Origin of the sequence: Puniceibacterium sediminis, from assembly GCF_900188035.1 — a bacterium.
In the GTDB taxonomy this organism is placed as follows: domain Bacteria; phylum Pseudomonadota; class Alphaproteobacteria; order Rhodobacterales; family Rhodobacteraceae; genus Puniceibacterium; species Puniceibacterium sediminis.
Genome location: NZ_FZNN01000010.1, coordinates 19649 through 44804 on the forward strand (window position 1 = coordinate 19649; position 25156 = coordinate 44804).

The window sequence follows — 25156 nt, forward strand, 5'->3', positions numbered from 1 at the left end:
CAGCTTTTACAAGCCCCCCCAATAAGGCCTTCATGAAACAAGCAGATTTCCTAAAAGCCCCGCTTCCCGAGCCCGTCGAAATGCCGGATGTGGACCTGACCGGCCCCGGCCGTTTCTACAACCGAGAATTGAGCTGGCTTGGGTTCAACTGGCGCGTGCTGGAAGAGGCGGAAAACCCCCGGGTGCCGCTGCTGGAACGGCTGCGCTTTGTATCCATCTCGGCCGCGAATCTTGATGAATTTTACACTGTGCGCGTGGCTGGCTTGCGTGAACTGGCCCAGGCCGGCAACACCACCCCCGCCGCCGACGGGCTGACACCGGTTGCCCAGCTAGTATTGATCAACGAAGACGCCCGCAACCTCATGGCCTCGCAGCAGCGCGTTCTGACAGCGTTGCGTGCCGAAATGGAAACCCAGGGTATCACCATCGTGAACCGCGATGCGCTGACCCGCGAGGACTCAAACCATCTGGCAGAAGAGTTTCTGGAACAGATCTTTCCGGTTCTCTCGCCACTGGCTATCGACCCCGCGCATCCCTTTCCGTTCATCGCCAACAATGGCTACTGCCTGGCGCTGCAACTCGAACGCAGCCGCGACAAACGTGGCTTGCAGGCACTGCTGCCGATCCCCGCACAGATCGACCGTTTTGTCGCGCTGCCCGCCGAAGAGGGCCAGAATCGGTTCATTTTCCTCGAAGACGTGGTTCTACTGCACATCGACAGCCTGTTCCCCGGTTATAGGGTCAAAGATCAGTTCGGCTTTCGCGTCCTGCGCGACAGCGATCTTGAGGTCGAGGAAGAAGCCGAGGACCTTGTCCGCGAATTCGAAGTCGCCCTGAAGCGTCGCCGCCGGGGTGAGGTCGTGCGTCTGACTATTTCCACCGGCGCGCCCAAGAATCTGAAATCCGTCGTGATGCGTGAATTGCACGTCAAGGACGACGAAGTGATCGAACTCGAAGGCATGATCGGCGCCGCCGATCTCAAGGAACTGGTTCTGGACAACCGCCCAGACCTGCTCTGGCCGCAGTTCACACCCCGCGTTCCGGAACGGGTGCAGGATCACGACGGCGACATGTTCGCCGCGATCCGCCAGAAGGACATGTTGCTGCACCACCCCTATGAGACCTTCGAAATGGTCACGCGGTTCCTGGCGCAGGCCGCGCGGGACCCCAATGTGGTGGCGATCAAGCAGACGCTTTACCGCACCTCGCGCAATTCGCCCATCGTCGACGCGCTTTGCGAAGCGGCCGAGGATGGCAAATCCGTCACCGCCCTGGTCGAGCTCAAGGCGCGTTTCGACGAGGCTGCCAACATCCGTCAGTCACGCCGTCTGGAACGGTCCGGCGCGCATGTGGTCTATGGCTTCCTCGACTGGAAGACGCATGCCAAGATCAGCGCTGTGGTGCGCCGCGAAGGTGACAAACTGGTAACCTACACCCACTATGGCACCGGCAACTATCACCCGATTACCGCGAAGATCTATACCGACCTGTCGTTCTTCACCTGCGATCGGAAACTGGGACGCGATGCGTCCAAGGTGTTCAACTACCTTTCGGGCTACGCCCTGCCAGAGCGTCTGGAAAACCTCGCAATCTCGCCCCACACGCTGAAGACCCGGATCATCGAGATGATCCATGCCGAGGCCGAGCATGCCCGAAACGGCAAACCCGCACAGATCTGGGTCAAGATGAATTCGCTGATCGAACCGGATATCATCGACGCGCTGTATGCCGCCTCACAGGCTGGCGTAAAGATCGATCTGGTGATCCGTGGCATCTGCGGCATCCGTCCCGGGATCAAGGGACTGTCCGAAAATATCCGCGTGAAATCCATCGTTGGGAGGTTCCTGGAACACAGCCGCATTGCCTGCTTCGGCAATGGCTACGGGTTACCACACAGAAAGTCGCGGGTGTTCATATCCTCGGCCGACTGGATGGGGCGCAACCTGTCGCGTCGGATCGAAACTCTGGTCGAGATCGAGAATGACACCGTGAAGGCTCAGATTGTCAGCCAGATCATGGCCGCGAACCTTGCCGATACCGCGCAAAGCTGGGTGATGGAACCTTCCGGTGCCTTTGTCCGCCATCCGGTGCCGGAGGGGGAATTCTCGTTCAACTGCCACCGGTTCTTTATGGAGAATCCATCACTGTCCGGGCGCGGATCAGCAGGTGCCAAGGATGTGCCGCAACTGACGCATACCGACGATACTTGACAAGAATATCAGCTTCAGCAGCCACACTTTCGCCTTAAAGAGACCCTGAAAGCACCTGAAAGTATTAAGATTCTTTTAACTATTCTTGCCGCATATTAACACATCGACATATCAGTCGGGGACTCAGGCCTAGTCTATGGCCTACGCGTTTCCAAAAAGATAATTCCGCCTGACATTGAATGTCAGAGAACTGCGTAGAACGCGCCTCACTGTGAAAGGGTGTGTTTATGTCCAGTATTCTGACGAACCACGGTTCGATGTCGGCGCTTAGTACGCTCCGCTCCATCAATCAAAGTCTTGACCAGACCCGCGTCCAAATCGCGACTGGTAAGTCTGTCGCCAGTTCCGCCGAAAATGCTTCAATCTGGGCGGTCTCCAAGGTGATGGAATCCGACGTTGCCGGGTTCAAGAAGATTTCAGAGAGCCTGGCACTGGGTGACTCCACCGTTGCGGTAGCCCGCCAGGGCGCTGAAGCGATCACAACCCTGCTCACCGACATGAAAAACCTGGTCGCTTCCGCCCAGGTTGAAAATGTTGACCGTGAGAAGATCCAGAACAATATCGGAAAGCTGAAGGAGCAGATCCAGGGGATCGTAGGCACAGCGAGCTTCAACGGCCAGAACTTGCTTCAGAATACCGGCACAGAAGCCGGCTCTGGCAAGACATCGATCCTGTCTTCGCTGGATCGGAGCCAAAGCTCTGTCAGCGGAACACATATTGCTGTGCGTCGCCGCGATTTGGGCACCGGGGCAGCCGCTATTTCCGCCTCGGGGGGCTCCTACACCGCTGACGTGGTTACTGGCACCCTTAACGCGGCCCGATCCGCGACGCTCGACGTTAGTGCCGTCGAGGTCGAGGCCGGAGCCGCCTATTCGTTGTCAATCGTTGCCACCGATGGCGATTCGTCCTCGTTCGATGCCACAGCGTTGAACAACACGGCGACGGCATCTCAGACGCAGACCGAGATGGCTGCGAATGAAATCAGTTACGTCGCCCGGGACGGCGACACCATGAGCGATGTAAGCCGTGCTCTGACCAACAAATTCGCAAGCTATGCCGCCCGCAACGAGATCGATAGCTCGGTACTGAACCTCACCTCTTCGGGAAGCAAAATCACGGCTACGTCTGGCGTGACAAATGGCACCGATACTATCGCCATCAAGATCAACGTCCTCGAATCTGATGCCGAAAACACCATTGGCGGCGGTCTGGATGTGCTGAACGATCTGGACGTCACCACGGATGAGGGTGCCCGCACCGCAATGGGTCAGATCGAGGGGTTGATCCAGACCTCGATCGACAGCGCCGCGGCCCTGGGCTCGGATCAGGGTCGGCTGGAAACCCAGTCGGATTTTATATCGAAACTCTCCACGTCCCTCCGCTCCGGGATCGGTCAGTTGATAGATGCGGACATGATCGAAACCTCGGCGCGGCTTCAGGCGCTCCAGGTGCAACAGCAACTTGCTGTCAACGCCCTTTCCATTGCCAACGACGCTCCGCGGGCAATCCTGGGCCTGTTCCGTTAAACCGATGATCCAATCAGAGCCAAAGGTATCGAGGCCAGCTATTTATTGTCTTCGGTGCGGGTGATCAGCTCACGCGGAGACATTCAGAGATCGATTTCATGATGTGCTAGCGTCCAATTGGTAACGTACCGCACCCGATGAATGAACACGTGCAAGCGGTTGTCATGCAAAGAAAACAAGTACGATTTCTTGACGGCCCGCCCCCCCTCCTGCATTGTGCCCGCACCAAGATCGGGGAGCGACATGGACAGTACCTTGGACCCGGCCCACCGCGAATGGGGTCCGTTTGGGCGACCACTGTTCGACGATCCGCAGGCTCAGGCGCTGTCGCGCGTCGGGGTGATCGATATCGGGTCAAACTCGGTCCGGCTTGTGGTATTCGACGGCGCAGCCCGCTCACCCGCCTATTTCTACAATGAAAAAATCATGTGCGGGCTGGGTGCGGGTATGTCCGAAACCGGCCGCCTCAATCCCGAGGGCAAGCTGCGCGCCTTTTCCGCCATTCGCCGGTTCCAGATGTTGGCCGAAGGCATGAAACTGCCCCCCCTCACCGCTGTCGCAACCGCCGCCATGCGCGAGGCCGAAGATGGCCCGGCGTTCCGCGAAGATGTCGAAGCTGCCACAGGCCTGCGCATCTGGGTCATCGATGGTGAGGAAGAGGCGCGCCTTTCTGCGCAGGGTGTTCTGCTGGGCTGGCCTGGCAGTTACGGTCTGATCTGTGACATCGGCGGATCCTCTATGGAACTTGCCGAAATCGCTGATGGCCGCGTAGGACGCAGGGTTTCCTCGAACCTTGGCCCGCTCAAGCTACGCGATCTGACCGGCGGAAAAAAGGAACGCGACTCGGTGATCCGTAAGACGATGGATGACCTGTCGCAAACCATGGGAACCCAGAGGGACCGGCTGTTCCTGGTGGGCGGATCGTGGCGCGCCATTGCCCGGATCGACATGCACCGACAGGGCTATCCACTGCATGTGCTGCACGAATACCGCATGACGTCAAAGACAGTTCAGGCTACGGTCAAATACATCGAAAAGGCCGATCTCGAAACGTTGCGCGGCGAATGTAATCTTTCATCCGCGCGGATGTCACTTGTTCCCTACGCCGCCGAAGTGTTGCGGCGTCTGGTGCAAGTCTTCAAGCCCAAGGATATTGCGATTTCCAGCTATGGCATCCGCGAAGGTCTGCTCTATGAACAGATGCCGCAAGCTCTGCGCGACCGTGATCCGCTGATAGAGGCCTGCCGCTTTGCCGAGATCAAGGATGCGCGTCTTCCCGGTTTTGGCAAGAAGCTTTACAAATTCGTATTGCCGATCTTTCGCAATGCGCCCGCGGCGCGGCTAAGAATAGTCAAGGCCGCCTGCCTGCTTCACGACGTCAGCTGGCGCGCCCATCCGGACTACCGTGCGGAAACCTGCTTTGACAACGCCACCCGCGCCAACCTTGGCGGGCTGAGCCATGGTGAGCGGGTGTTTCTGGGATTGGCGCTTTTACACAGATACCGCAACAAGCGCGAAGGCACACGGTTCGAGGATCTCTACGAACTGCTGGACGACCCAGGCAAGCAGGAGGCCGAAGTTTTGGGCAAGGCAATGCGCTTTGGCGCCATGCTCTGGATGTCAGACACGTCGCAGGACGGTGCCGCTCTCGAATGGCAACCCAAGAACAAGGTACTGAAACTCAAGCTGACCAAAGAAGCGCAACCGCTGTTCGGTGAAGTTGCAGAATCCCGTTTCGGATCACTCGCCCGCGCCTTGGGGGCACGAAGCGAAGTCATCCTGAAGTGACCGCGGCCTAGAGGTCGATCTGCTCTTGGGGTTCTGGCGACTCCAGGTCTGGCGTCGGTTCAACCTCTTCAGGCGTCTTGTGGCGCATGATGATATCGCCGTTCGGCAGTTTTTCGGGTGGGTGATAGACTGACCAGTCTTCCACCTCGGCCATCAGGTCACGCAGCGCAGGGCCCATATACGCGGCGAAATCGCGCATCTTGGGACGCATTTCATCACCAAGCTCCTGCAAGTCGTCCAAAGCCGGGCCCATCTCCTGCATGAGGCCCCGAAACAACTGCCGCGCGCCTTCTCTCATGAGGTCAAAGCCTTCGTCCTCCGCCTCCTGCGCATGCAGAGGGGCACAGAGTGTGACGACAAGTGCAGCGACCGTAAGTTTTTTCATAAAGCCAATATAGGCGCGCTGTGCCCATCCGGAAAGGGTCAGAGTTCAATATCGATCGTGACGGGAAAATGATCCGAAGCGGTCAGCAGAGCATCCCGAAGGGCCTCATCCTCCCAGCAGTCCGGATCGTCGAACGGGTGCCAGATACGCCATTTCGGAGCCAGCGCCCGCAGATCCGGCGATACCATGATGTAGTCCAGAAGCGCCGACAGATAGCGGTTGTCCGGCAGGATAAAGAAACGCGCGGTTGAAGGATGCGCACCGATTTTTTGGGTCAGCGCCTCTGCTGCGTGCGGATCATATAGCCTGTGGCGGACATCCTCCAACCCGTCGCCTAGGATAATCTCGACCGAAGAGCGACCAAAGAGATCCTCATATTCGTCCAGCCCCGGACCATCGTTCAAATCCCCCATGACGATCAGCGATTCACGCCGGTCCAGATGTTCCGCGATTCTGGCACGTAACCATATCGCCTGAGCCAACTGTTTGCGCCGGTTGGTGATGGACAGGCGCATTACCTCGTCCCGGTTGCGCGCGCCGTGCGGCGCCTTGGATTTCAGATGCGCCCCGATCAGTCTCAACTTTCGCCCGCCCGCTGTGGTCATCGCAAGTTCCAGCGGTGGTTTGGAAAAGGTCACCCGTTCGCCGGTTCCGTCCATATCAAGATCAATGTTGAATTCCTTGTCAAAGCGCGGCGCGGCGTCGCCCAAGGGATCATGATGAACCTTCAGCTTGTCGGGATCGTAAAGAAATGCAATCTCTTGCTGGGTATTATTTCTGAAACCGGTAACGGCCTTGCGGGTTCGCAGATCAAAAGTACGGGCAAACGTCTCAAGCGCGATCACGGTGCGGCGACGGCGGCTTGTGTCCGGCGCTTCTATGATCATCACCCCATCGGCCTGCAACGCGGTAAACACCATTGCCAGTGCTTCGATCTGCTGCATGCGACTGATGTCGAAACGAGCCGAAGGCAAATCGTCTGCAAGCAGATCGCCCGCGTTATCAAAAAGGGCATCGAACCATTCCACATTATAGGTGGCCAGACGCAGGTGCTCCCCGGTCACCACAGGGTCATGCGGTGACGCGCCGCGAAGAGACTTCTTCCCAGGCACGGTTGATGTCGATCAGGCGGCGTTCGGACATTTTCACCGCTTCAGGCGGAACGCCCCGCGCCATCATCCGGTCCGGGTGGCTTTCGCGGACCAACGCCTTCCAGGCCTGGCGTACCTCCTCCAGCGGGGTATCCGGTGTTACGCCCAGAACACTGAACGGATCCGGTACCGCGTCGGGCACAAAACGTGTGCGCAGGGCGCGGAACTGGCTGTCTGACAAACCAAAAATCTGCGCGACCCGGCTGATAAAGGCATCTTCGGCGGGATGATAGCTGCCGTCGGCGATGGCGATTCGAAACAGCCCCTCCATCAGATCGCACAAGGTGCCTGTCTCAGTTCCGAACATGGCGCGAATGCGCCTCGCATATTCTTCGAAACCCGCCACATCCTGCCGGGCAAGGTTGAATACCCGCGCGGCGCCAGCCTCATCCTCTGGCGCGATGTGAAAGATTTCGCGAAAGGCCGTAACCTCGGCTTTTGTAACCAGTCCGTCGGCCTTTGCCATCTTGGCGCTCAGCGCGATGACCGCGATGGTAAAGGCGACTGAACGTTCCGGCGGTGTGCGCAGATTCTCGAAGAGCGCAGACAGGCCTTCGCCCTTGGCAAGGGCGGCGACGGCGTCGGATATGCGTGTCCAGATCGACATGAAGCCAGTTTATTCAATCAGTTCAGGATTGTCAGCGCGGATCGTGCAATTGCAGCAATTCTGTCGTCGCCGTGATTTCATGTGTCGCGACGTGGAATTCAGAGGATTTTCTGCATTAGAATCAGATCCATCCAGCGCCCAAACTTGAACCCGACTTCGGGCAACCGCGCTATTTCAGCAAATCCAAGGGCGGCATGAAAGGGCACCGCGCCCGGATTTTCAGCACTGATTCCCGCCCACATGCTGTGCACACCGACACTGCGCGCATGCTCGCACAGGCCGGTCATCAGCGCCCGACCGATGCCACTTCCGCGCGCGTGCGGCGCGAGCATAATCGAATGTTCCATCGTGCGCGCGTACCCGGGTCCGCCTCGAAACGGGCTGTATGTGCCGAAACCGGCGACCAGGCCGTCCTGCTCGGCCACCTGAAATCCGCCGCCACGGGCCAGGATATCACTTGTGATCCCCGCGTCGGTCTTAAGATCCGTGGTAAAGGTGATCGCGGTGGTCTCAATGACCGCATTCCAGATCACGGCGATCTGAGCCGCATCGCCGCGCTGCGCCGCACGCACAATCATTGCAACACCTTCTTGCCTGCCTCGGTCATGAACTCGGCCCGGAGTGCCGGGTTGGAACCCGTTTCGAACCTTATACGATCATCGGACAGCAAAGGCCCCAGCAGATCGTCCAATTCGGCAGCCTCAGGAAGGCGCACCGTCAGCGATTCGAGCATCGGGCCACCGGTATTCATAGAAGTGCCGGGCGGTACCGGGCTGTGCCACTGAATCAGCGCGGGAAACATGCCATCAAACGGCAGCTGCCCATCTGCGGGCACCGCCATGGACCAGTCAAGCGTGCCACGGCTAAGGCGCACCGGTAGCCCGGCCATGGGAAACTTTTTCACGGCCGCCTCCAGATCGTCCACACGGCAGACCCATTTATCGAGCCTTGGTGGACCACGGAAGCGATCCAGTCCGAACCAGCGTGGATAGGGTTTGGGCGGCGCGGCCGGGTCCGATGCGATCGCTTCGAGATAGATCCCGTCCCCCAACCCAAGAAGTCGGTTATGGGTCGCATAATGTTCGTGCTTGCCACCCGGCAGCAGGGGCAGGCCAAGGGCCGTTTCAGCATGTACCGTGGCTTCTTCCAAAGTTTCGCCCAGCACCGCGATGTGATCCAGAACCAACAAACCTGCGCATCCTATCCTTCATGAGTTTGAAGACGATAGGGTACGAAACGCAGGCTGAACAGACGCAAGTCGTTGCGACATTTTGGTGTGTTCACAAGCGATGTCATTCGAGTATGGCACCAGATCAAATTTCAGATAGCGCCTGCATCTAGCCACGTACGGACGCTGTCTGTTTTTAGCGAATTGCATGCAGAACCAATCAGTCCCGCGCGGCGCGGATCAGCTTCAGGATATCCTGCGCTGCCTCGGGGATATTGGTACCGGGTCCGAAGATGGCCTTTACCCCTGCGTCATACAGAAACTGATAATCCTGCTGCGGTATCACGCCGCCGCAGATCACCAGAACATCCCCTGCCCCGGCATCGCGCAGCGCCTGCACCAGTTTGGGCGCCAGCGTCTTGTGCCCCGCGGCCTGCGAAGAAATCCCGATGACGTGCACATCGTTGTCGATGGCATCCTGCGCGGCCTCTTCGGGCGTCTGGAACAGCGGGCCCACATCGACATCGAACCCGATGTCGGCAAAGGCCGTCGCTATGACTTTGGCCCCGCGGTCGTGCCCGTCCTGACCCATCTTGACCACCAGCATGCGGGGGCGGCGTCCCTCTTCTTCGGCGAAATCCTCGACCGATTTCTGGATCGCGGCAAAGCCTGCGTCGCCCTCATAGGCCGCGCCATAGACCCCGGCCAGTGTCTTCACCTCGGCCCTGTGGCGGCCGAATACTTTTTCCATCGCCATGCTGATCTCTCCTACCGTGGCACGGGCGCGCGCGGCTTCGACCGCACCGTCCAGCAGATTGCCGCCCTCTGAGGAACGGCGCGTCAATTCGTCGAGCGCAGCGGTACACGCGGCCTCGTCGCGGCTGGCGCGGATGCTCTTCAACCGGGCGATCTGGCTTTCGCGTACCTCGTCATTGTCGATATCGCGGATTTCCAGCGGATCTTCCTTGTCCTTGCGGTACTTGTTCACTCCGACAATGACCTCGGTGCCGCGGTCAATGTCTGCCTGACGACGCGCTGCCGTCTCTTCAATCCGCAGCTTTGGCATGCCGGTGGCCACGGCCTTGGTCATGCCACCCAACTCATCAACCTCTTCGATGATCTTCCACGCCGCTTCGGCCAGATCGGCGGTCAGTTTTTCAACGTAATAGGACCCGGCCAGCGGGTCGACCACGTTGGTCACACCGGTTTCCTCTTGCAGGATCAGCTGGGTGTTGCGCGCAATCCGGGCCGAAAAATCCGTCGGCAGGGCAATCGCCTCGTCCAGTGCGTTGGTGTGCAGGGACTGCGTGCCGCCAAGGACCGCCGACATCGCCTCATATGCCGTTCGGATAACGTTATTGTAGGGATCCTGTTCGGCCAGCGTGACGCCAGAGGTCTGACAATGGGTGCGCAGCATCTTGGACTTGGGGTTCTGTGCACCGAGTTCGGTCATGATCCGGTGCCAGAGCATGCGCGCCGCACGCAGCTTGGCCGCCTCCATGAAGAAGTTCTTGCCGATGGCGAAAAAGAACGACAGCCGCCCGGCGAACTTGTCGATGTCCATGCCGCGCGCCATCGCCGTCTTCACGTATTCCTTGCCGTCTGCCAGCGTGAACGCCAGTTCCTGCACAAGGTTCGCACCGGCCTCTTGCATGTGGTAACCGCTGATGCTGATAGAGTTGAATTTCGGCATCTCGGCAGAGGTATACTCGATAATATCCGCGATGATCCGCATCGATGGTTCGGGCGGATAGATGTAGGTGTTGCGAACCATGAATTCCTTGAGGATGTCGTTCTGGATTGTTCCGGACAGCACCTTCCGGTCATGGCCCTGCTCTTCGCCAGCGACGATGAAGCTTGCCAGAATCGGGATCACCGCGCCGTTCATCGTCATCGAAACGCTGACCTGATCCAGCGGGATACCATCGAAGAGAATTTTCATATCCTCGACGGAATCGATGGCGACGCCGGCCTTGCCTACATCCCCCTCAACCCGGGGATGGTCGCTGTCGTATCCACGGTGTGTCGCCAGATCAAAAGCGACCGACACCCCCTGCTGGCCTGCGGCGAGGTTACGGCGGTAAAAGGCGTTGCTCTCCTCGGCAGTTGAAAAACCGGCGTACTGGCGGATTGTCCATGGGCGACCCGCGTACATCGTCGCCTTGACACCACGGGTGAACGGCTCTTGCCCCGGCAGGGTGCCAAGGTGTTCCAGCCCCTTCACATCCTCTGCGGTATAAACCGGCTGGACTGCGATACCTTCAAGCGTCTTCCAGGTCAGATCGTCGACGCTGCGTCCGCGCAGCTCTTTTTCAGCGAGTACGCGCCATTGGTGAATGGTGGCTGTCATGATCGTATCATCCTCTTTTCAGAAGCTCCGGCGGCCATATGGCCTTGCCGCTGGCAGCGAATAACTTCGAAAATTTCCGGGTTTGGTTCACATTGGCGGTTCGCTTTGTCATAACAAACGCCTATATCTGTCTGCATGAAAACAGGCTTCGCCCTTGCAATCGCAACATTTTTCGCCGTCACGCAGCCGCATGCCGTGCACAGCGCCGATGCCACGCTGGATCCCCAGGAAATTATCATCTCGGCCGAAGGGCACGAACTGAGTGAATTCCAATGGGTCAAACGCCCCGTCGTTGTCTTTGCAAACAGTCCTGCGGATCCACGGTTTGTCGAGCAAATGCAGCTGATCAACGAACGGCTGGAAGTACTGAACGATCGCGATGTTGTGGTCATCACCGACACGGACCCCGCCGCACGCAGCGCCATCCGCACACAGCTGCGCGCCCGCGACTTCATGATCGTTCTGCTGTCCAAAGAGGGCACTGTGGTGCTGCGCAAACCGACTCCCTGGGATGTGCGGGAATTGTCTCGCTCGATCGATAAGCTACCATTGCGCCAGCAAGAGATCCGCGACCGGCGTGATGTGCTGAGACGCTGAGACGAATTGCAAATTGAAGCACGAGCGCCTATCTTCACCTCAGAGCAAGGAGCTTTGAACATGGAAAAAGATCCCAGCATCCCCTTCACTCCGATCCCGGTAACGGGCCGGACTGGTCCGCGTCCGGGCTACTGAACCGTTCCTTTGCGGCGGCTTCCCGGTCGGCGGCAATCACCAGATCCGTCTTTTCCGGCCCCTGATCGGCGAACATCCGGATCAGCCGCAGCGCATATTGGCCGTATTCGAACGCCTGTTTGCGCATCTCCAGAAAATCTGAATATAGCGCCATCCGCCGCTCCTGCGGCAGCGCCTTGTACCCGTCGCCACGCATGTCGTCCGCAAGGGCGGCAATCGCCTTGATCAGACTGTAGTAGGACACGATGGCGTCGATGGTCTGGCGCGGCAGGACTTCGATTTCGTCTAGGATGGCGTCATAGATGTGGTCATGGTGTTCGCGCGGCACAAACGGCACGAATTCGGTATCGTCCCGCATTTTTTGCAGGGTCAGCTCGCCATAGGCGACGCCCTGCCCTTCGTCATAAAGTGTGTAAAGCGCATTGCCGATTTCGGCGTAGATCGCCTTGTGATAATCGCGAAGCCGCTCCGCGCGGGTCCGCCGAAGGCCAAGCTCGCTGAAAATCGCCGTGGTCAGCCAACCCGTGGCGATGAACAGCCCCGCCACCAGCGCCTGCCACACACGGGCATCGATGTCGCCCAGCAGCAACAGCGGCGCCACCACCAGCACCGAAAGCCCGGCAAGCACCGGCAGCGCGATGGTAAAGAAGAACTGCCAGATTACCCGAAGGGCTACGCGCCGCTCTTCGCGCTGATCACGCCTCGGCAACGGGCGCGCGGCCAGTCCGACAAGGACCGCCACGACAACCGCGCCAAAGCCTATGATCAACGCGTCGCGCAAGGACCTATTCGAACTCCATGATCACGTCATCCACAGCAAGGCTATCGCCCGCCGCGGCATTGACCTTGGACACGGTGCCCTTGCGTTCGGCGCGCAGGATGTTTTCCATCTTCATGGCCTCGACAGTGCAAAGCGCCTGACCCTCCTGCACTTCGTCGCCGACCTCGACATTGACCTTCACGATCAGGCCCGGCATCGGACAAAGCAGCAGTTTAGATGTATCTGCCGGCACCTTTTCGGGCATCAGTCGTGCCAATTCGGCCTGACGCGGGCTGCGCACATGAACCTTGAGGTCGGCCCCACGTGACCGGATGCGGAAACCGCCCGAGATCTTGCCGACCTTGAGCACAAGCGCCGCGCCGTCCACGTCCATCACCGCAAGCTGATCGCCCGGGGTCCAGTCGCCAGAGATGCGCAGGGTTTCTCCGTCAGCAAAAGTGACGCTGGCACCCTTCGGGTCAGCGGCGATGCTCACATCATAACTTTCGCCCTGAACGGCGACATTCCAGATGTCACCCACCTTGCGTTCGTGGTTGTCCAGCTTGCCGGAGACGCGCGCGCGACGGATTTCGGCCACCCTGTTCATCGCAACACAGGTGGCGGCGATCCGGCGCAGAGCCTTGTCAGATAGTTCAACGCCCTGAAAGCCGTCAGGATATTCCTCGGCGATAAAGGCCGTGGTGATGTCGCCGCTGACGAATTTCGGATGGTCCATCACGGCAGACAAAAACGGCAGATTGTGGCCGATCCCCTCGACCTCAAAAGCGTCCAGCGCGTTACGCATCCCTTCGATCGCTTGCGTTCGGGTCGGCGCCCAGGTGCAGAGTTTGGCGATCATCGGGTCGTAGTACATGCTGATCTCGCCGCCCTCATACACCCCGGTATCGTTGCGCACTGTTGCGCCTTCGACGGCCCGTTCGGCGGGCGGGCGGTAGCGGGTCAGACGTCCGATGGACGGCAGGAAGCCGCGATAGGGATCCTCGGCATACAGGCGCGATTCCATCGCCCAGCCGTTCAGCTTTACATCGTCCTGGGTGATCGACAGCGGCTCGCCATTGGCGACGCGGATCATCTGTTCGACCAGATCGATCCCGGTGATCAATTCGGTTACCGGGTGTTCGACCTGCAGGCGCGTGTTCATTTCAAGGAAATAGAAATTCCGATCCCCATCGACGATGAATTCCACCGTACCGGCGCTGGTATATCCCACCGCCTGGGCCAGCGCACAGGCCTGCTCGCCCATCGCCTTGCGAGTTTCGGGATCAAGGAAGGGCGAAGGCGCCTCTTCGATGACCTTCTGGTTGCGGCGCTGGATCGAACATTCGCGTTCGCCCAGATAGATGCAATTGCCGTGCGCATCGGCCAGCACCTGAATCTCGATATGCCGAGGCTGCGTGACGAACTTTTCGATGAATATGCGGTCATCACCGAAACTGCTCGCGGCCTCGTTCTTGGAGGACTGAAACCCGTCGCGCACTTCATCTTCTTTCCAAGCGATGCGCATTCCCTTGCCCCCACCCCCGGCGCTGGCCTTGATCATCACCGGATATCCGACCTGTGCCGAAATCTTGACCGCCTCGTCACCGTCGGCGATCAAGCCCATGTAACCGGGCACGGTGGAAACCCCGGCCTTTTGGGCAATCTTCTTGCTGGTGATCTTGTCGCCCATCTTTTCGATGGCACCCACTGGTGGCCCGATAAAGGCAACGCCTTCGGCGGCCAGTGCTTCGGCAAACTTGGAATTTTCGGACAGGAAGCCATAACCCGGATGCACCGCTTCGGCGCCGGACTGGCGGATCGCCTCCATCACCTTGTCGATCACGATATAGGACTGATTTGCGGGCGGCGGGCCGATGTGGATCGCCTCGTCCGCCATTTTGACATGCAGGGCATTCCGGTCAGCGTCGGAATAGATCGCCACGGTCTTGATACCCATGGCATGGGCGGTCTTGATGACCCGGCAGGCAATCTCGCCACGGTTGGCGATCAGGATCTTGTTGAACATGTCTGTCCCTTTCAATGCATGTCTTGGCCAGCGGGTGCACCCGCGGCATCGCAAAAGAAAAAGCCACCGGAGCGAATGGCTCCGATGGCTTTTCTTGTGGCTTTTCCGGCTCTGACGGGGCCACGTTCGGCCCCGGCTGTCAGATCAGCGGCAAACGCCAGGCGTAAGGTCGTCACAAGTGACGCCAGCAGCGATACCCGCCGCTGCACCGATTGTGCCGTCACCGCCCATAGCGCGGTCAACCGCGTATCCACCAACGCCACCAAGTGCGCCGCGCTCAAGATCGCTGCCTTCGCACGCAGCAAGGCCAGTGAGAGCGAGGATAGCTGTGACTTTCGTAAAGTTCCGCATCGAGTGGACTCCTTATATGTTTTGCCTGTCGATAACGACATAACTCCGGGTTCCGAAGAGTTGTTCCAGCAGTTATCGAAAACTGTCGCTTCGTCGGCGGACCTCCGCCGCTTGGCTGACAACCCGCCAAAGCCAGTCCGGTCAAATTCAAAAAATCCGGGGGTTCGACCAGCACCATAGCCGGACCGCCTACAAGGATCGGCTCTCATCCGTTCATATCCCGACAGACGTAGCGGGGTCACGTCCAAAGGCCTTTTTCAAACGCCTCGGGAAAGGACCGCCGCGCTGTGCGTTCGTCGATGACCAGCAGGGATTCATAGCTTTCGCGATCGAACGGATCTCCCACGGGCAGGACTTCGCGACCGAACAGCCAGCTCAGCCGCCCGGCGTCCAGGTTACCACGTTCGAAAGGTTCATTGCCGAACTGCATCCAAAGCGCCGCCATGAACCACAGGTCGGCCCGCTTGTCGGGCGGACGACGGTCGGCAAAGCGATCACGTTGGGTTAATGCCGTCGCGCCCTTGGGATTGGCGCGACGGACGACAAATTGGAAATCTGTTCCGGGCAGACGCCCGGGAAAGCCACGGTGCTTCAGCATGCCAGCGCCTCTTGGTTTGGCAGAAAGGCTGACAGGGAAAAGGCACCGAGACCCCGGGCGACTTCAGGATCAGCCGTTCTGATTTGTGTTTTGGTTGGTGTTTTGGTTGTTATTCTGGTTGTTGTTCTGGTTCTGCCCAGGCACCGGATCGGGCTCTGGTGTCGGCGCGGGCGCCGGAGCGGGTGTTGACGCGGCAGTTGTGCCGACACCTGCCGCGTCAACACCAACAGGCGCGACACCGGGCACAACAGCGCCCACACAGACATCGCCCTGCAGGACGTATCCATCGGGGCAGTAAAGTGCTCCGAATTTGTCTGACATGGGCTGAGGCGCGATGGCCATCGGCTCAGGCTGTGTACAGGCAGACAGGCCGACAACGGCAAGCCCAGCGAAAATGGCAAAACGTGCAGACATGAAAAGGATTCCCTTCTGGAGAAATTAACGCCACGCGATGTTGCGCGAACATATAAACCATAACTATCAGGAAGGGCGGGTCTTTGACACGGATCAACGAACAGACTGGTCGGATTGCAAAGTGGGACGGACCGAAAGGCCCGCCCCGAAGTGCTATTACTTATATTTGCCGGTGTATACGGGCTCGACTGTGATCGGCTCCGGATCAACAACGACGTACTCTTCTTGCTGTTGCTGACCGCACGCGGAAAGCGTGGCGACAAAACCGAACATTGCAAGCAGCTTGATGCTTTTCGACATTTCATTCTCCTGTCAGATCCAACGAAACCGACACGGCCCGACGGGCCTGCCTGTCCCCGTGTTGAGGTAACGGTCGCTTGTCCGCAACCGTTCCCGAGAATATCGGAAAATTCCGCGAAAAGATACGTGGCGCCCACAAGGTGGGGTTTCTGTGACTCGAAAGCCTCAGACGAGACCATTTGAAGGTCGCAAGCATCCGGATTCAATGCCGACATCAGAACGGCTCCCAGATGCAGCGGCCATCACTCAGGCTGAAGGCTTCAAAAAACTGCGTGACTTCAGGTGTTGCGACGCCAAACTTTGACTCGGCTGCGGACAAACTGATGATGACCTGTGTGGGATGCATATCAATATCGGCCAATCGGCCAAGGGCATAGGTTTGGCAGATATTCTCCATATCCGCAGCGACCGTGTCATAGTCCGTCCCCCCCGCGATCCATGGCGCGACAAAGCGGAACCGCGCGATCAATGCCTCGCCCAAGTTTTCTTGGATCAGTTCCTGCAGTTGAGCGGTCTCACCAGATGGCAGCAAAACAGCATCGTCCGCCCCCCCCGTCGCCAAGGCCATTCCGGGTGCGCAAACTGTCAGGCAGACAAAAAGGCAGCCCCACCCCCATTTCAAGGCTCCTCTCGCCGGGGCTGCGCGGTCTTGAGTCCGGCCCGCGACCGTGTGTTTTATAACCGGGTCCAGCGCCATCAGCCCTGCCCCTCATTGCGCGCCCAGAGTGACCACCGCGCGCGCCGCGCCGGATCGTCAAGAAGCGCCTGGATTCTTTGCTGAGTGCCGTTTGGCACCGGTCCGGCCATCAGCTGCCCCCCGGCGTAAACGGTCATCCCCGCATCCTCTTCGACAATCTGAACCACAGGAGAGAACCCACGCAAGCCCTGCAATTCGCGCCATATATCCTGACGGATCTGCCGCGCAAGACGGCTGGCGCGCAGCCTTGGCAAACGGGTACTTGCCCGTACATCGAACTGCGCAGGCCAGTGGCGGGACAGGACATAGCTGTCCTGAGACTTGGCAACATACCAGCCATCGCGCTGTCGCCCGCCAAAGCGGATGCGCTGCGCCTCGCCCCCTTGTGGGGCGTTATCGCGCTGCCCCGGGGCCAGTTCCTGATATTTGGTCGCCTCAGTCACGTCAGCCTCGTGTCACTGATGAATTGCTGAAAAGGCCATGCCATGATCGCGCCATCACAATGGAATGTTATCGTGTTTCTTCCACGGGTTGGTCAGCTTCTTGCCGCGCAAGGAGGCAAAGGCACGGCTGACCCGCTTGCGTGTGCTACGCGGCTGGATCACCTCATCAATGAAGCCCCGTTCGGCGGCGACAAAGGGGTTGGCAAAGCGGTCCTCGTAATTCTTGGCGTGGGCCGCGATCTTGTCCGCATCCTTGAGGTCGGCGCGGTGGATGATCTCTGTCGCGCCCTTGGCGCCCATCACAGCGATTTCCGCCGTCGGCCAAGCATAGTTGAAATCGCCGCGCAGGTGTTTGGATGACATCACGTCATAGGCCCCACCATAAGCTTTGCGCGTGATCACCGTGACCTTGGGCACCGTCGCTTCGCCATAAGCGAACAAAAGCTTTGCGCCATGTTTGATCACGCCGCCATATTCCTGGGACGTCCCCGGCAGGAAGCCCGGTACATCGACCAGCGTCAGGATCGGGATTTCGAACGCATCGCAGAACCGCACGAACCGGGCCGCCTTGCGCGAGGAATCGATATCCAGACACCCGGCCAGAACCATCGGCTGGTTCGCCACCACACCCACGGTCTGCCCCTCAAGGCGCATGAACCCGGTGATGATGTTTTTGGCGTAGTTCTCTTGAATCTCGTAGAAATCCGCCTCGTCCGCGATCTTGAGGATCAGCTCTTTCATGTCGTAGGGCGTATTCGCATTCTCGGGGATCAGCGTATCAAGGCTGGTTTCCACCCTGCCCGGTTCGTCAAAGAACGGACGCACCGGGGGCTTTTCGCGGTTGCTGAGCGGTAGGAAATCCACCAGTCGCCGCACCTCGGCCAGCGCTTCCACGTCATTTTCAAACGCGCCATCGGCAACCGATGATTTGCGCGTGTGGGTCGATGCCCCGCCCAGTTCCTCGGCGGTCACAACCTCGTTCGTCACCGTCTTGACCACATCAGGCCCGGTTACGAACATGTAGGATGAATCCTGCACCATGAAGATGAAGTCCGTCATGGCAGGCGAATAGACCGCGCCGCCCGCGCAGGGCCCCATGATCAGCGAAATCTGCGGCACGACACCGGACGCCATCACGTTGCGCTGGAACACCTCGGCGTAGCCGGCAAGCGACGCGACGCCCTCCTGAATCCGCGCACCGCCCGAATCGTTGATGCCGATCACAGGCGCGCCGTTCTGCATGGCCATATCCATGATCTTGCAGATCTTCTGCGCATGGGTTTCCGACAGGGACCCGCCCAGAACGGTAAAGTCCTGACTGAAGACATAGACCATGCGACCGTTGATCGTGCCCCAACCGGTCACGACGCCATCGCCATAGACCTTGTTTTGCTCCATGCCAAAATCGGTGCAGCGGTGGGTGACGAACATGTCGAACTCTTCAAAGCTCTCTTCGTCCAGCAAAAGCTCGATCCGCTCGCGCGCGGTCAGCTTGCCCTTGGCATGCTGGGCATCGATCCGCTTCTGACCTCCGCCCAGACGGGCTTCGGCGCGGCGGCCTTCGAGAACCTGAAGAATATCTTTCATGGAAACCCCCTCGTTTGGACGGAAAATACAGTGCTAGCGTCTGGCCTCAAGGCTCTTTTCGCTAATTTGCAAACTTCGCATATTAATACACATGCAAAACGCAAATTCGCAAATTCATCGTTTTCTTCAACGTGTCATTGGACATGGCCCCAGCATCGGCCTAAGTCGATGCGGATGCAAGATGCTCCAATTGTCCGCTTTCTGGACCGCACCACACCTCCTCATGTCTCAACGCTGATCCTGATCGCAGGTCTGTCCGCGCTTGCGATGAACATATTCTTGCCCAGCCTGCCCGAAATGACGACGTATTTTGACACGGAATACCGGCTTTTACAGCTGTCGGTGGCAATCTATCTGGCGGTCAACGCGGTGCTACAAATCCTGATTGGCCCGATTTCGGACAAACTGGGCAGACGTCCGGTGATCCTTGGCGGCATTGCCATCTTCTGCATGGCCACCATCGGCTGCATTCTGGCGCGGGATGCCTATGTTTTCCTTACATTCCGGATGCTTCAGGCGGTGATTGTCACTGCTATGGTGCTATCCCGCGCAGTGGTGCGCGACATGGTTCCACAGGAACAGGCCGCCTCGATGATCGGCTACGTCACCATGGGCGTTGCCGTGGTGCCGATGATCGGCCCCGCCATTGGCGGCCTGCTCGGCGAACTCTTTGGCTGGCAGTCCAATTTCTGGGCCCTGCTGGCGATAGGAGCGGCGCTGTTCTGGCTGACGTGGCGCGATCTGGGCGAAACGGCGGTAAAAAGCACCCTGACGCTGGCGCAGCAGTTCCGCGAATACCCGGAATTGCTGCGCGCGCCGCGGTTCTGGGGTTATGCACTCGCCTCCGGCTTTGCCTCGGGGGCATTCTTTGCCTACCTGGGCGGCGCGCCTTTTGTGGGATCGGTGGTCTTTTCGCTAAGCCCGTCCATGCTGGGCCTCTACTTCGGTGCCCCTGCGATCGGCTATTTCGCCGGCAACTACCTCTCCGGACGATATTCCACCCGTGTCGGTGTGAACCGAATGGTCTATTGGGGTACGTTGATCAACGCGGTCGGAGTGGCCCTGAACCTGATTGTCATGGCGACCGGCTATGGTTCGGCCGAGACTTTCTTTGGCTTTATCATCTTTGTTGGTCTGGGGAACGGGATGTCGATCCCCAACGCCACTGCCGGAATGCTGTCGGTACGCGCCCATCTGGCGGGAACGGCAAGCGGACTGGGCGGCGCGATCATGATCGGCGGCGGTGCTGCACTCTCGGCGCTGGCCGGAGCGTTGCTCAAACCTGAAACCGGCGTCTGGCCGCTGCTCTGGATCATGTTTGGCACCAGTATCCTGGCGATCATCTGTATCCGGTTCGTGATGTGGCGGGAAAGACAGCTTGCAGGGATGGACCTTAGCTGAATTCTTTGCAAACCTAACGCGGATTGTTTGCAAAGGTTCGCGTCATGTCCGCCAGAAAGCTGTATGCCGGCGCCAAGCTGCGTGAAATCCGCACAAGGCTCAGCCTGACGCAAAAGGACTTTGCGGCCAAACTCGGCGTATCGCTGCCCTATCTCAACCAGATGGAAAACAACAATCGCCCCGTCAGCACGACAGTCGTTCTGGCGCTGGCGCAGGAATTCGGGCTCGATGTCACCGAATTGGGACAGGGGGATTCAGAACGGCTGGTGACCGATATGCGCGAAGCACTCGCCGATCCGGTCTTTGGTGACGCCGCCCCGCCGCTTGCCGATCTGCGGCTGACGGCGTCCAATGCGCCCGCCCTTGCGCGTGCCTTTCTGGAATTGCACAAGGCCTACCGGCAGACCCACGAACGCCTTGCCAGCCTGGACGAGGCACTGGGGCGCGAAGGGACACAGCTGCAGCCTTCGCCCTGGGAAGAGGTCCGCGACTTCTTTCACTACTGCGATAACTACATCGACGCCGTGGACCGCACAGCCGAGCGGTTTTCAGAGCTGTTGCAAGGCGAAGGCGACATTCGCAGCGCCACCATCGCGCGGCTGGCACACAAGGGGGTGAAGGTACGGTTCGACCACAACGCCCCCCTGCGCCAGTTCGACGTGACCAGTGGCGTGCTGACCCTATCGGCCCTCGCCCCGCCCGAAACACAGACCTTTCAGCTGCTGCTGCAGGTCGCATTGCTGCGCCAGAACCCGCTGCTTGAGGCGACACTGGATCTGGCCCGGTTTCAAACCGAAGCCGCGCGGGGCATCGCCAAGATCGGTCTGGCGAACTATTTCGCTGGTGCTGCAATAATGCCCTACGGGGCATTTCTGCGGGCGGCACAGGAAACCCGGCACGATCTTGAACGGCTCGCCGCGCTTTTTGGCGCTTCGATCGAACAGGTGGCGCACCGGCTGTCCACCCTGCAACGTCCCGGTGCCAAGGGGATCCCGTTCTTCTTCGTACGGGTGGATCAGGCCGGCACGATCACCAAACGCCACTCTTCAACCCGGCTGCAATTCGCCCGTTTCGGGGGGGCCTGCCCGCTGTGGAACGTGCACCGCGCGTTTGAAACTCCGGGCCGGTTTCTGCGCCAACTGGCGGAAACCCCGGACGGGGTCCGCTATATCAGTCTCGCGCGCGACGTGACCAAGCCCGGCGGCCACTTTGGTGCCCCGGTGCGGCGCTATGCAATTGCGCTGGGGTGCGAGGTCAAACACGCGCGCGCCATGGTCTATGCGGATGGAATGGATTTGGACCGGGACGAAGCATTTGAACCGATCGGAATTTCCTGCCGGATATGCGAAAGGACAACCTGCCACCAGCGGTCGGTCCCCCCTCTGGAACGCAGACTTCACGTGACGCTGAACCGGCGCGACGTGCTACCCTATGAGTTGGAATAGACGTGGCAATGCTCTGGCCTGGCCCTCGTCTCAGCCCACTGGCCAGCGCGCGGCAAGATCAGCCATCAGGTCCCGGTCAGTCTCGTCCAAGGGACCTGTCGCGCCGGGCCGAAAACGGTCGCGAAAGGCTTGGAGCAAGGTTTCCTCGCCACCTTCTGGCATGGCGTATCCAAACACCCGAGAATCTCTGAAAAAATCATCGCCAGAACGGGGCTCAGGCCAGACTGAAAGCCCCTGCAGCGCCAGCCGCCGCCAGTCGAATCGCGGGCCGGGGTCGATCTTGCGCCCCAGCGCCATGTCAGAATGGCCGATGATCCCCTGCGGCGGAATACTCCATCGCTTCATGATCCCGCCAAGCAAATGCTCAAGCGCCTTGATCTGCGGCTGGGCAAAGGGCTGTGCCCCGGTGTTCGCAAGCTCGATCCCGATCGAATGCGAATTGATGTCGCTCAGCGTTCCCCACTGCCCCGCCCCCGCATGCCAGGCGCGCTGCTCTTCCTCGACCAGCTGCCAGAGGCGCCCTTGGGACGAAATCACATAGTGTGCTGAAACCTGTGCCACCGGGTCGCACAGCCTGTCCCGTGCCTCCTCAGCCGTAGTCATCGCCGTGTAATGGATCACGATCAGCGACGGCACCGCGCCATCCCGGCGCGGCCCGCAGTTCGGCGAAGGATGCCAGAGCGCCGTCAGTTCCGACGCACCGTGCGAAACGGTGCCGGATCCCAGGCACAGGCATAGCCATCACCGTCGGGGTCCAGATTGCGCCGGTCCTTTTCGGGGCCCCCTGCTGCAAGGAAAGCCTCCTGCGCCTGATCGGCCGAGGCATATCCGGCACAGGCACGCACGGACCCGGCTTCGGTCTTGAACGCCGAGCGACCGTAGAGCGGGGTGCCACGGGGGTTCGATGTGCTGAGCGCATAGGCGACGATATTCGGACCCTCTGACCCGCTGCGGCTTGGCAGCGCGGTGGGCTGAATCACCTGATATTGCGCGCGGTTGCGCGCGATCAGTTCGGCATCGGCGGCGATATCGCGTTCACCCGCCACGGCGTCAAAGCTGTTCTCTTCCGACATTCCGGCCGAATTGGTGACAACCTGCGGCTCCGTGTAGGAAGACGTTGTATCAAACGGCGCCTCACCCGGGTTCTGCCCAAGCGCACGTTCCGCGGCGGCAATAGCCGGGTCGCTGTTTTCGCTGAGGTTCGAGGACACCACACCGGCTGGCGGCAACATCGTCCCCCCAGTCGCATTTCCAAGCAGCTCCGCCTCGCGGCGTGCCTGATAATCGGCGTAGTTGCCCAACCCGACGCCGCCGCCGTTGTCGGGCGAGGTCGTTCCGGCACAGCCTGCCAACGTCAGGGCCGCCACACCACACAAGAGAAACCGTGTCATCTGTCCTGTCATCCCTGTCATCCTTTGCGTCTCTGCGGCGCCGTTACCACCATTTGCCGGGCTTTGCGACAAAACCCGCAGCCTGTTCCAGCGCGTAGGCGGTATTCAGCAGATCGCCCTCTTCCCAGGGCCGTCCGATCAACTGCAACCCAAGCGGCAGACCCTGACGATCCAGCCCCGCCGGAACTGAAACGCCCGGAAGGCCCGCAAGGTTCACCGTAACAGTGAAAACATCGTTCAGATACATCTGCACCGGGTCGGCGTGGCTCATTTCACCCAGCCCGAACGCCGCCGAGGGCGTTGCCGGTGTCAAAATCGCGTCGATCCCATCGGCAAACACGTTTTCAAAGTCGCGCTTGATCAGCGTCCGCACCTTGCGGGCGCGGTTGTAGTAGGCGTCGTAAAAGCCTGCCGAAAGAACATAGGTGCCGACCATCACACGGCGCTGCACCTCGGGGCCGAAACCTTCGGCGCGGGTTTTTTCGTACATCTCGGTGATGCCGTCGCCATGCGACAGGGTCGCGCGGTGGCCATAGCGCACGCCGTCATAGCGGGCGAGGTTGCTTGAAGCTTCGGCAGGGGCAATCACGTAATAGGCGGGCAGCGCGTATTTGGTGTGCGGCAGGGAAATGTCGACGATCTCGGCCCCCGCATCGCGCAGCATCTCGCGGCCCTGCGTCCAAAGCGCCTCGATCTCGTCCGGCATACCATCCATGCGATATTCACGCGGGATGCCGATCTTCTTGCCACGGATGTCGCCGGTCAGCATCGCTTCAAAATCCGGCACAGGCAGGTCCGCGCTGGTCGAATCCTTGGGGTCATGGCCACACATGGTGTTCAGCATGATCGCCGCGTCGCGCACATCCTTGGTCATCGGCCCGGCCTGATCAAGGCTTGATGCAAAAGCAACGATACCCCAGCGCGAACAGCGCCCGTAGGTCGGCTTGATCCCGGTGATGCCGGTAAAGGCCGCAGGCTGGCGGATCGACCCGCCCGTATCCGTACCCGTCGCGCCCAGACACAGATCCGCCGCCACGGCACTGGCCGACCCACCGGATGACCCGCCCGGGGTCAGCGCCGTTTCGTCATTGTCGCGCCGCCAGGGGTTCACCGCATTGCCATAGGTCGAGGTTTCGTTCGACGACCCCATGGCGAATTCATCCATGTTGAGCTTGCCCAACATGACAGCGCCCGCACCGAACAACTGGCCGGTGACGGTGCTTTCGTATTCTGGCTTGAAGCCTTGCAAAATGCGGCTTGCAGCCTGGCTCGGCACACCCTTGGTACAGAACAGATCCTTGATGCCCAGCGGAATACCGCAAAGATCAGGTGCCGCGCCACCAGCGATACGCGTGTCGGCGGCGCTTGCCTGCTCCAGCGCGAGGTCCGGCGTCTTGTGTACAAAGGCGTTCAGGGCATTCGCGCCCTCGATCGCCGACAGACAGGCCTCGGTCAGCGCGACAGAGGTCACGTCACCCTTGCGCAGCGCATCACGCGCCTCGGAAATCTTGAGCTTGCTGAGGTCAGACATCATTCCACCACCTTCGGTACGGCAAAGAACCCTTCGCGCGCATCCGGCGCGTTCGACAGGATCTTGTCCTGCATGCCACCATCGGTCACCCCGTCGCGGCGTCGCGGCAGGCGCATCGGCTCGACCGAGACCATCGGCTCGACGCCTTCGACATCGACCTCGCCCAGTTGCTCGATAAAGCCGAGAATGGTGTTGAACTCTTCGGCGAGCCCCGGAAGGGCGTCGTCGGCTACCTGGATACGGGCCAGCTTGGCCACGCGGGCGGCGGTCTCTACGTCGATGGACATGGGGGCCT

The 25156-nt window shown here is 59.8% G+C and carries 25 protein-coding genes; 6 read left to right on the forward strand and 19 right to left on the reverse strand.

Annotated elements, in window-relative coordinates; all coding sequences use genetic code 11:
• Nucleotides 1–32: 32 nt before the first annotated feature.
• From CHB75_RS11815 to CHB75_RS11825, 3 genes are all read left to right on the forward strand, one after another.
• Nucleotides 33–2210 (forward strand): RNA degradosome polyphosphate kinase, encoded by a 2178-nt coding sequence (locus CHB75_RS11815; RefSeq protein WP_089270755.1) that lies wholly within the window; start codon nt 33–35, stop codon nt 2208–2210.
• A gap of 227 nt (nt 2211–2437) precedes the next feature.
• Nucleotides 2438–3736: a flagellin gene (locus CHB75_RS11820; RefSeq protein WP_089270756.1), complete on the forward strand. Its 1299-nt coding sequence runs from the start codon at nt 2438–2440 to the stop codon at nt 3734–3736.
• A gap of 243 nt (nt 3737–3979) precedes the next feature.
• Nucleotides 3980–5524 (forward strand): Ppx/GppA family phosphatase, encoded by a 1545-nt coding sequence (locus tag CHB75_RS11825; protein WP_089270757.1) that lies wholly within the window; start codon nt 3980–3982, stop codon nt 5522–5524.
• 7 nt (nt 5525–5531) lie between these two features.
• Here the strand turns inward: CHB75_RS11825 and CHB75_RS11830 are convergent, their stop codons facing one another.
• The 6 genes from CHB75_RS11830 to scpA all read right to left on the reverse strand — a co-directional run bounded on the left by CHB75_RS11830 (nt 5532) and on the right by scpA (nt 11185).
• On the reverse strand, nt 5532–5909 hold the full coding sequence (locus CHB75_RS11830; RefSeq protein ID WP_089270758.1) for a hypothetical protein: 378 nt from the start codon (nt 5907–5909) through the stop codon (nt 5532–5534).
• A gap of 38 nt (nt 5910–5947) precedes the next feature.
• Nucleotides 5948–6958, reverse strand: coding sequence for an endonuclease/exonuclease/phosphatase family protein (locus CHB75_RS11835; RefSeq protein WP_089270938.1), 1011 nt, complete (start codon nt 6956–6958; stop codon nt 5948–5950).
• Nucleotides 6959–6980: 22 nt separating this feature from the next.
• Entirely contained in the window at nt 6981–7667 is a 687-nt protein-coding gene (locus CHB75_RS11840; protein WP_089270759.1) for a molecular chaperone DjiA, read from the reverse strand.
• Nucleotides 7668–7765: 98 nt separating this feature from the next.
• Entirely contained in the window at nt 7766–8245 is a 480-nt protein-coding gene (locus CHB75_RS11845) for a GNAT family N-acetyltransferase (protein ID WP_089270760.1), read from the reverse strand.
• Nucleotides 8242–8856: a VOC family protein gene (locus CHB75_RS11850; protein WP_089270761.1), complete on the reverse strand. Its 615-nt coding sequence runs from the start codon at nt 8854–8856 to the stop codon at nt 8242–8244. The genes CHB75_RS11845 and CHB75_RS11850 overlap by 4 nt, the downstream gene beginning before the upstream one ends.
• Nucleotides 8857–9055: 199 nt before the next feature.
• Nucleotides 9056–11185: a methylmalonyl-CoA mutase gene (gene scpA / locus CHB75_RS11855; protein WP_089270762.1), complete on the reverse strand. Its 2130-nt coding sequence runs from the start codon at nt 11183–11185 to the stop codon at nt 9056–9058.
• A gap of 135 nt (nt 11186–11320) precedes the next feature.
• On the opposite strand from scpA, the gene CHB75_RS11860 reads away from it, so the two are divergent.
• Nucleotides 11321–11782 carry a DUF4174 domain-containing protein gene (locus tag CHB75_RS11860; protein ID WP_089270763.1) on the forward strand — a complete coding sequence of 154 codons (462 nt, stop codon included), beginning with the start codon at nt 11321–11323 and terminating at the stop codon, nt 11780–11782.
• Nucleotides 11783–11867: 85 nt separating this feature from the next.
• Here the strand turns inward: CHB75_RS11860 and CHB75_RS11865 are convergent, their stop codons facing one another.
• The 9 genes from CHB75_RS11865 to CHB75_RS11900 all read right to left on the reverse strand — a co-directional run bounded on the left by CHB75_RS11865 (nt 11868) and on the right by CHB75_RS11900 (nt 19093).
• Complete coding sequence (locus CHB75_RS11865; RefSeq protein WP_089270764.1) at nt 11868–12698, reverse strand: hypothetical protein; 831 nt, start codon at nt 12696–12698, stop codon at nt 11868–11870.
• Nucleotides 12699–12702: 4 nt separating this feature from the next.
• Entirely contained in the window at nt 12703–14703 is a 2001-nt protein-coding gene (locus CHB75_RS11870; RefSeq protein ID WP_089270765.1) for an acetyl-CoA carboxylase biotin carboxylase subunit, read from the reverse strand.
• Nucleotides 14704–14847: 144 nt separating this feature from the next.
• A complete protein-coding gene (locus CHB75_RS11875; protein ID WP_089270766.1) occupies nt 14848–15054 on the reverse strand; it encodes a hypothetical protein in 207 nt (68 codons plus the stop codon).
• A gap of 238 nt (nt 15055–15292) precedes the next feature.
• Nucleotides 15293–15652, reverse strand: a complete 360-nt coding sequence (locus CHB75_RS11880; protein ID WP_089270767.1) for a hypothetical protein — start codon at nt 15650–15652, stop codon at nt 15293–15295.
• 69 nt (nt 15653–15721) lie between these two features.
• Nucleotides 15722–16066: a hypothetical protein gene (locus tag CHB75_RS11885; protein ID WP_089270768.1), complete on the reverse strand. Its 345-nt coding sequence runs from the start codon at nt 16064–16066 to the stop codon at nt 15722–15724.
• A 156-nt stretch (nt 16067–16222) separates the two neighbouring features.
• Nucleotides 16223–16366 (reverse strand): hypothetical protein, encoded by a 144-nt coding sequence (locus CHB75_RS21665; RefSeq protein ID WP_176439124.1) that lies wholly within the window; start codon nt 16364–16366, stop codon nt 16223–16225.
• Nucleotides 16367–16580: 214 nt separating this feature from the next.
• Nucleotides 16581–17063 (reverse strand): DUF6497 family protein, encoded by a 483-nt coding sequence (locus CHB75_RS11890; RefSeq protein ID WP_245840920.1) that lies wholly within the window; start codon nt 17061–17063, stop codon nt 16581–16583.
• Nucleotides 17063–17506, reverse strand: a complete 444-nt coding sequence (locus tag CHB75_RS11895; RefSeq protein WP_245840922.1) for a hypothetical protein — start codon at nt 17504–17506, stop codon at nt 17063–17065. Before CHB75_RS11895 ends, CHB75_RS11890 begins: the two co-directional genes overlap by 1 nt.
• 54 nt (nt 17507–17560) lie before the next feature.
• A complete protein-coding gene (locus CHB75_RS11900; RefSeq protein WP_089270770.1) occupies nt 17561–19093 on the reverse strand; it encodes an acyl-CoA carboxylase subunit beta in 1533 nt (510 codons plus the stop codon).
• Between the two features lie 174 nt (nt 19094–19267).
• Here CHB75_RS11900 and CHB75_RS11905 point away from each other — a divergent pair, with 174 nt between their 5' ends.
• Nucleotides 19268–20494, forward strand: coding sequence for a multidrug effflux MFS transporter (locus CHB75_RS11905; protein ID WP_089270771.1), 1227 nt, complete (start codon nt 19268–19270; stop codon nt 20492–20494).
• A gap of 44 nt (nt 20495–20538) precedes the next feature.
• Nucleotides 20539–21939 carry a helix-turn-helix domain-containing protein gene (locus CHB75_RS11910; RefSeq protein WP_089270772.1) on the forward strand — a complete coding sequence of 467 codons (1401 nt, stop codon included), beginning with the start codon at nt 20539–20541 and terminating at the stop codon, nt 21937–21939.
• A 30-nt stretch (nt 21940–21969) separates the two neighbouring features.
• Here the strand turns inward: CHB75_RS11910 and CHB75_RS11915 are convergent, their stop codons facing one another.
• The 4 genes from CHB75_RS11915 to gatC are packed head-to-tail and all read right to left on the reverse strand — an operon-like array spanning nt 21970 to nt 25148.
• The gene (locus CHB75_RS11915; protein ID WP_483880056.1) at nt 21970–22575 is read right to left on the reverse strand and encodes an N-acetylmuramoyl-L-alanine amidase; all 606 of its coding nucleotides are present in this window, start codon (nt 22573–22575) and stop codon (nt 21970–21972) included.
• A 50-nt stretch (nt 22576–22625) separates the two neighbouring features.
• Nucleotides 22626–23330 carry a hypothetical protein gene (locus CHB75_RS11920; protein WP_089270944.1) on the reverse strand — a complete coding sequence of 235 codons (705 nt, stop codon included), beginning with the start codon at nt 23328–23330 and terminating at the stop codon, nt 22626–22628.
• A gap of 43 nt (nt 23331–23373) precedes the next feature.
• Nucleotides 23374–24861 (reverse strand): Asp-tRNA(Asn)/Glu-tRNA(Gln) amidotransferase subunit GatA, encoded by a 1488-nt coding sequence (gene gatA, locus CHB75_RS11925; RefSeq protein WP_089270946.1) that lies wholly within the window; start codon nt 24859–24861, stop codon nt 23374–23376.
• Nucleotides 24861–25148, reverse strand: coding sequence for an Asp-tRNA(Asn)/Glu-tRNA(Gln) amidotransferase subunit GatC (gene gatC, locus CHB75_RS11930; RefSeq protein WP_089270773.1), 288 nt, complete (start codon nt 25146–25148; stop codon nt 24861–24863). The genes gatA and gatC overlap by 1 nt, the downstream gene beginning before the upstream one ends.
• Between the last annotated feature and the right edge of the window lie 8 nt (nt 25149–25156).

Coding starts and splice junctions, on each gene's coding strand:
- CHB75_RS11920 (WP_089270944.1), bottom strand. CDS start 23,330: ATGACACGGTTTCTCTTGTGTGGTGTGGCGGCCCTGACGTTGGCAGGC.
- CHB75_RS11820 (WP_089270756.1), top strand. CDS start 2,438: ATGTCCAGTATTCTGACGAACCACGGTTCGATGTCGGCGCTTAGTACG.
- CHB75_RS11830 (WP_089270758.1), bottom strand. CDS start 5,909: ATGAAAAAACTTACGGTCGCTGCACTTGTCGTCACACTCTGTGCCCCT.
- CHB75_RS21665 (WP_176439124.1), bottom strand. CDS start 16,366: ATGTCGAAAAGCATCAAGCTGCTTGCAATGTTCGGTTTTGTCGCCACG.
- gatC (WP_089270773.1), bottom strand. CDS start 25,148: ATGTCCATCGACGTAGAGACCGCCGCCCGCGTGGCCAAGCTGGCCCGT.
- CHB75_RS11880 (WP_089270767.1), bottom strand. CDS start 15,652: ATGCTGAAGCACCGTGGCTTTCCCGGGCGTCTGCCCGGAACAGATTTC.
- CHB75_RS11885 (WP_089270768.1), bottom strand. CDS start 16,066: ATGTCTGCACGTTTTGCCATTTTCGCTGGGCTTGCCGTTGTCGGCCTG.
- CHB75_RS11875 (WP_089270766.1), bottom strand. CDS start 15,054: ATGCGGAACTTTACGAAAGTCACAGCTATCCTCGCTCTCACTGGCCTT.
- CHB75_RS11905 (WP_089270771.1), top strand. CDS start 19,268: ATGCAAGATGCTCCAATTGTCCGCTTTCTGGACCGCACCACACCTCCT.
- CHB75_RS11845 (WP_089270760.1), bottom strand. CDS start 8,245: ATGATTGTGCGTGCGGCGCAGCGCGGCGATGCGGCTCAGATCGCCGTG.
- CHB75_RS11840 (WP_089270759.1), bottom strand. CDS start 7,667: ATGTCGATCTGGACACGCATATCCGACGCCGTCGCCGCCCTTGCCAAG.
- CHB75_RS11815 (WP_089270755.1), top strand. CDS start 33: ATGAAACAAGCAGATTTCCTAAAAGCCCCGCTTCCCGAGCCCGTCGAA.
- CHB75_RS11910 (WP_089270772.1), top strand. CDS start 20,539: ATGTCCGCCAGAAAGCTGTATGCCGGCGCCAAGCTGCGTGAAATCCGC.
- CHB75_RS11825 (WP_089270757.1), top strand. CDS start 3,980: ATGGACAGTACCTTGGACCCGGCCCACCGCGAATGGGGTCCGTTTGGG.
- gatA (WP_089270946.1), bottom strand. CDS start 24,861: ATGTCTGACCTCAGCAAGCTCAAGATTTCCGAGGCGCGTGATGCGCTG.
- CHB75_RS11900 (WP_089270770.1), bottom strand. CDS start 19,093: ATGAAAGATATTCTTCAGGTTCTCGAAGGCCGCCGCGCCGAAGCCCGT.
- CHB75_RS11870 (WP_089270765.1), bottom strand. CDS start 14,703: ATGTTCAACAAGATCCTGATCGCCAACCGTGGCGAGATTGCCTGCCGG.
- scpA (WP_089270762.1), bottom strand. CDS start 11,185: ATGACAGCCACCATTCACCAATGGCGCGTACTCGCTGAAAAAGAGCTG.
- CHB75_RS11890 (WP_245840920.1), bottom strand. CDS start 17,063: ATGGCGCTGGACCCGGTTATAAAACACACGGTCGCGGGCCGGACTCAA.
- CHB75_RS11860 (WP_089270763.1), top strand. CDS start 11,321: ATGAAAACAGGCTTCGCCCTTGCAATCGCAACATTTTTCGCCGTCACG.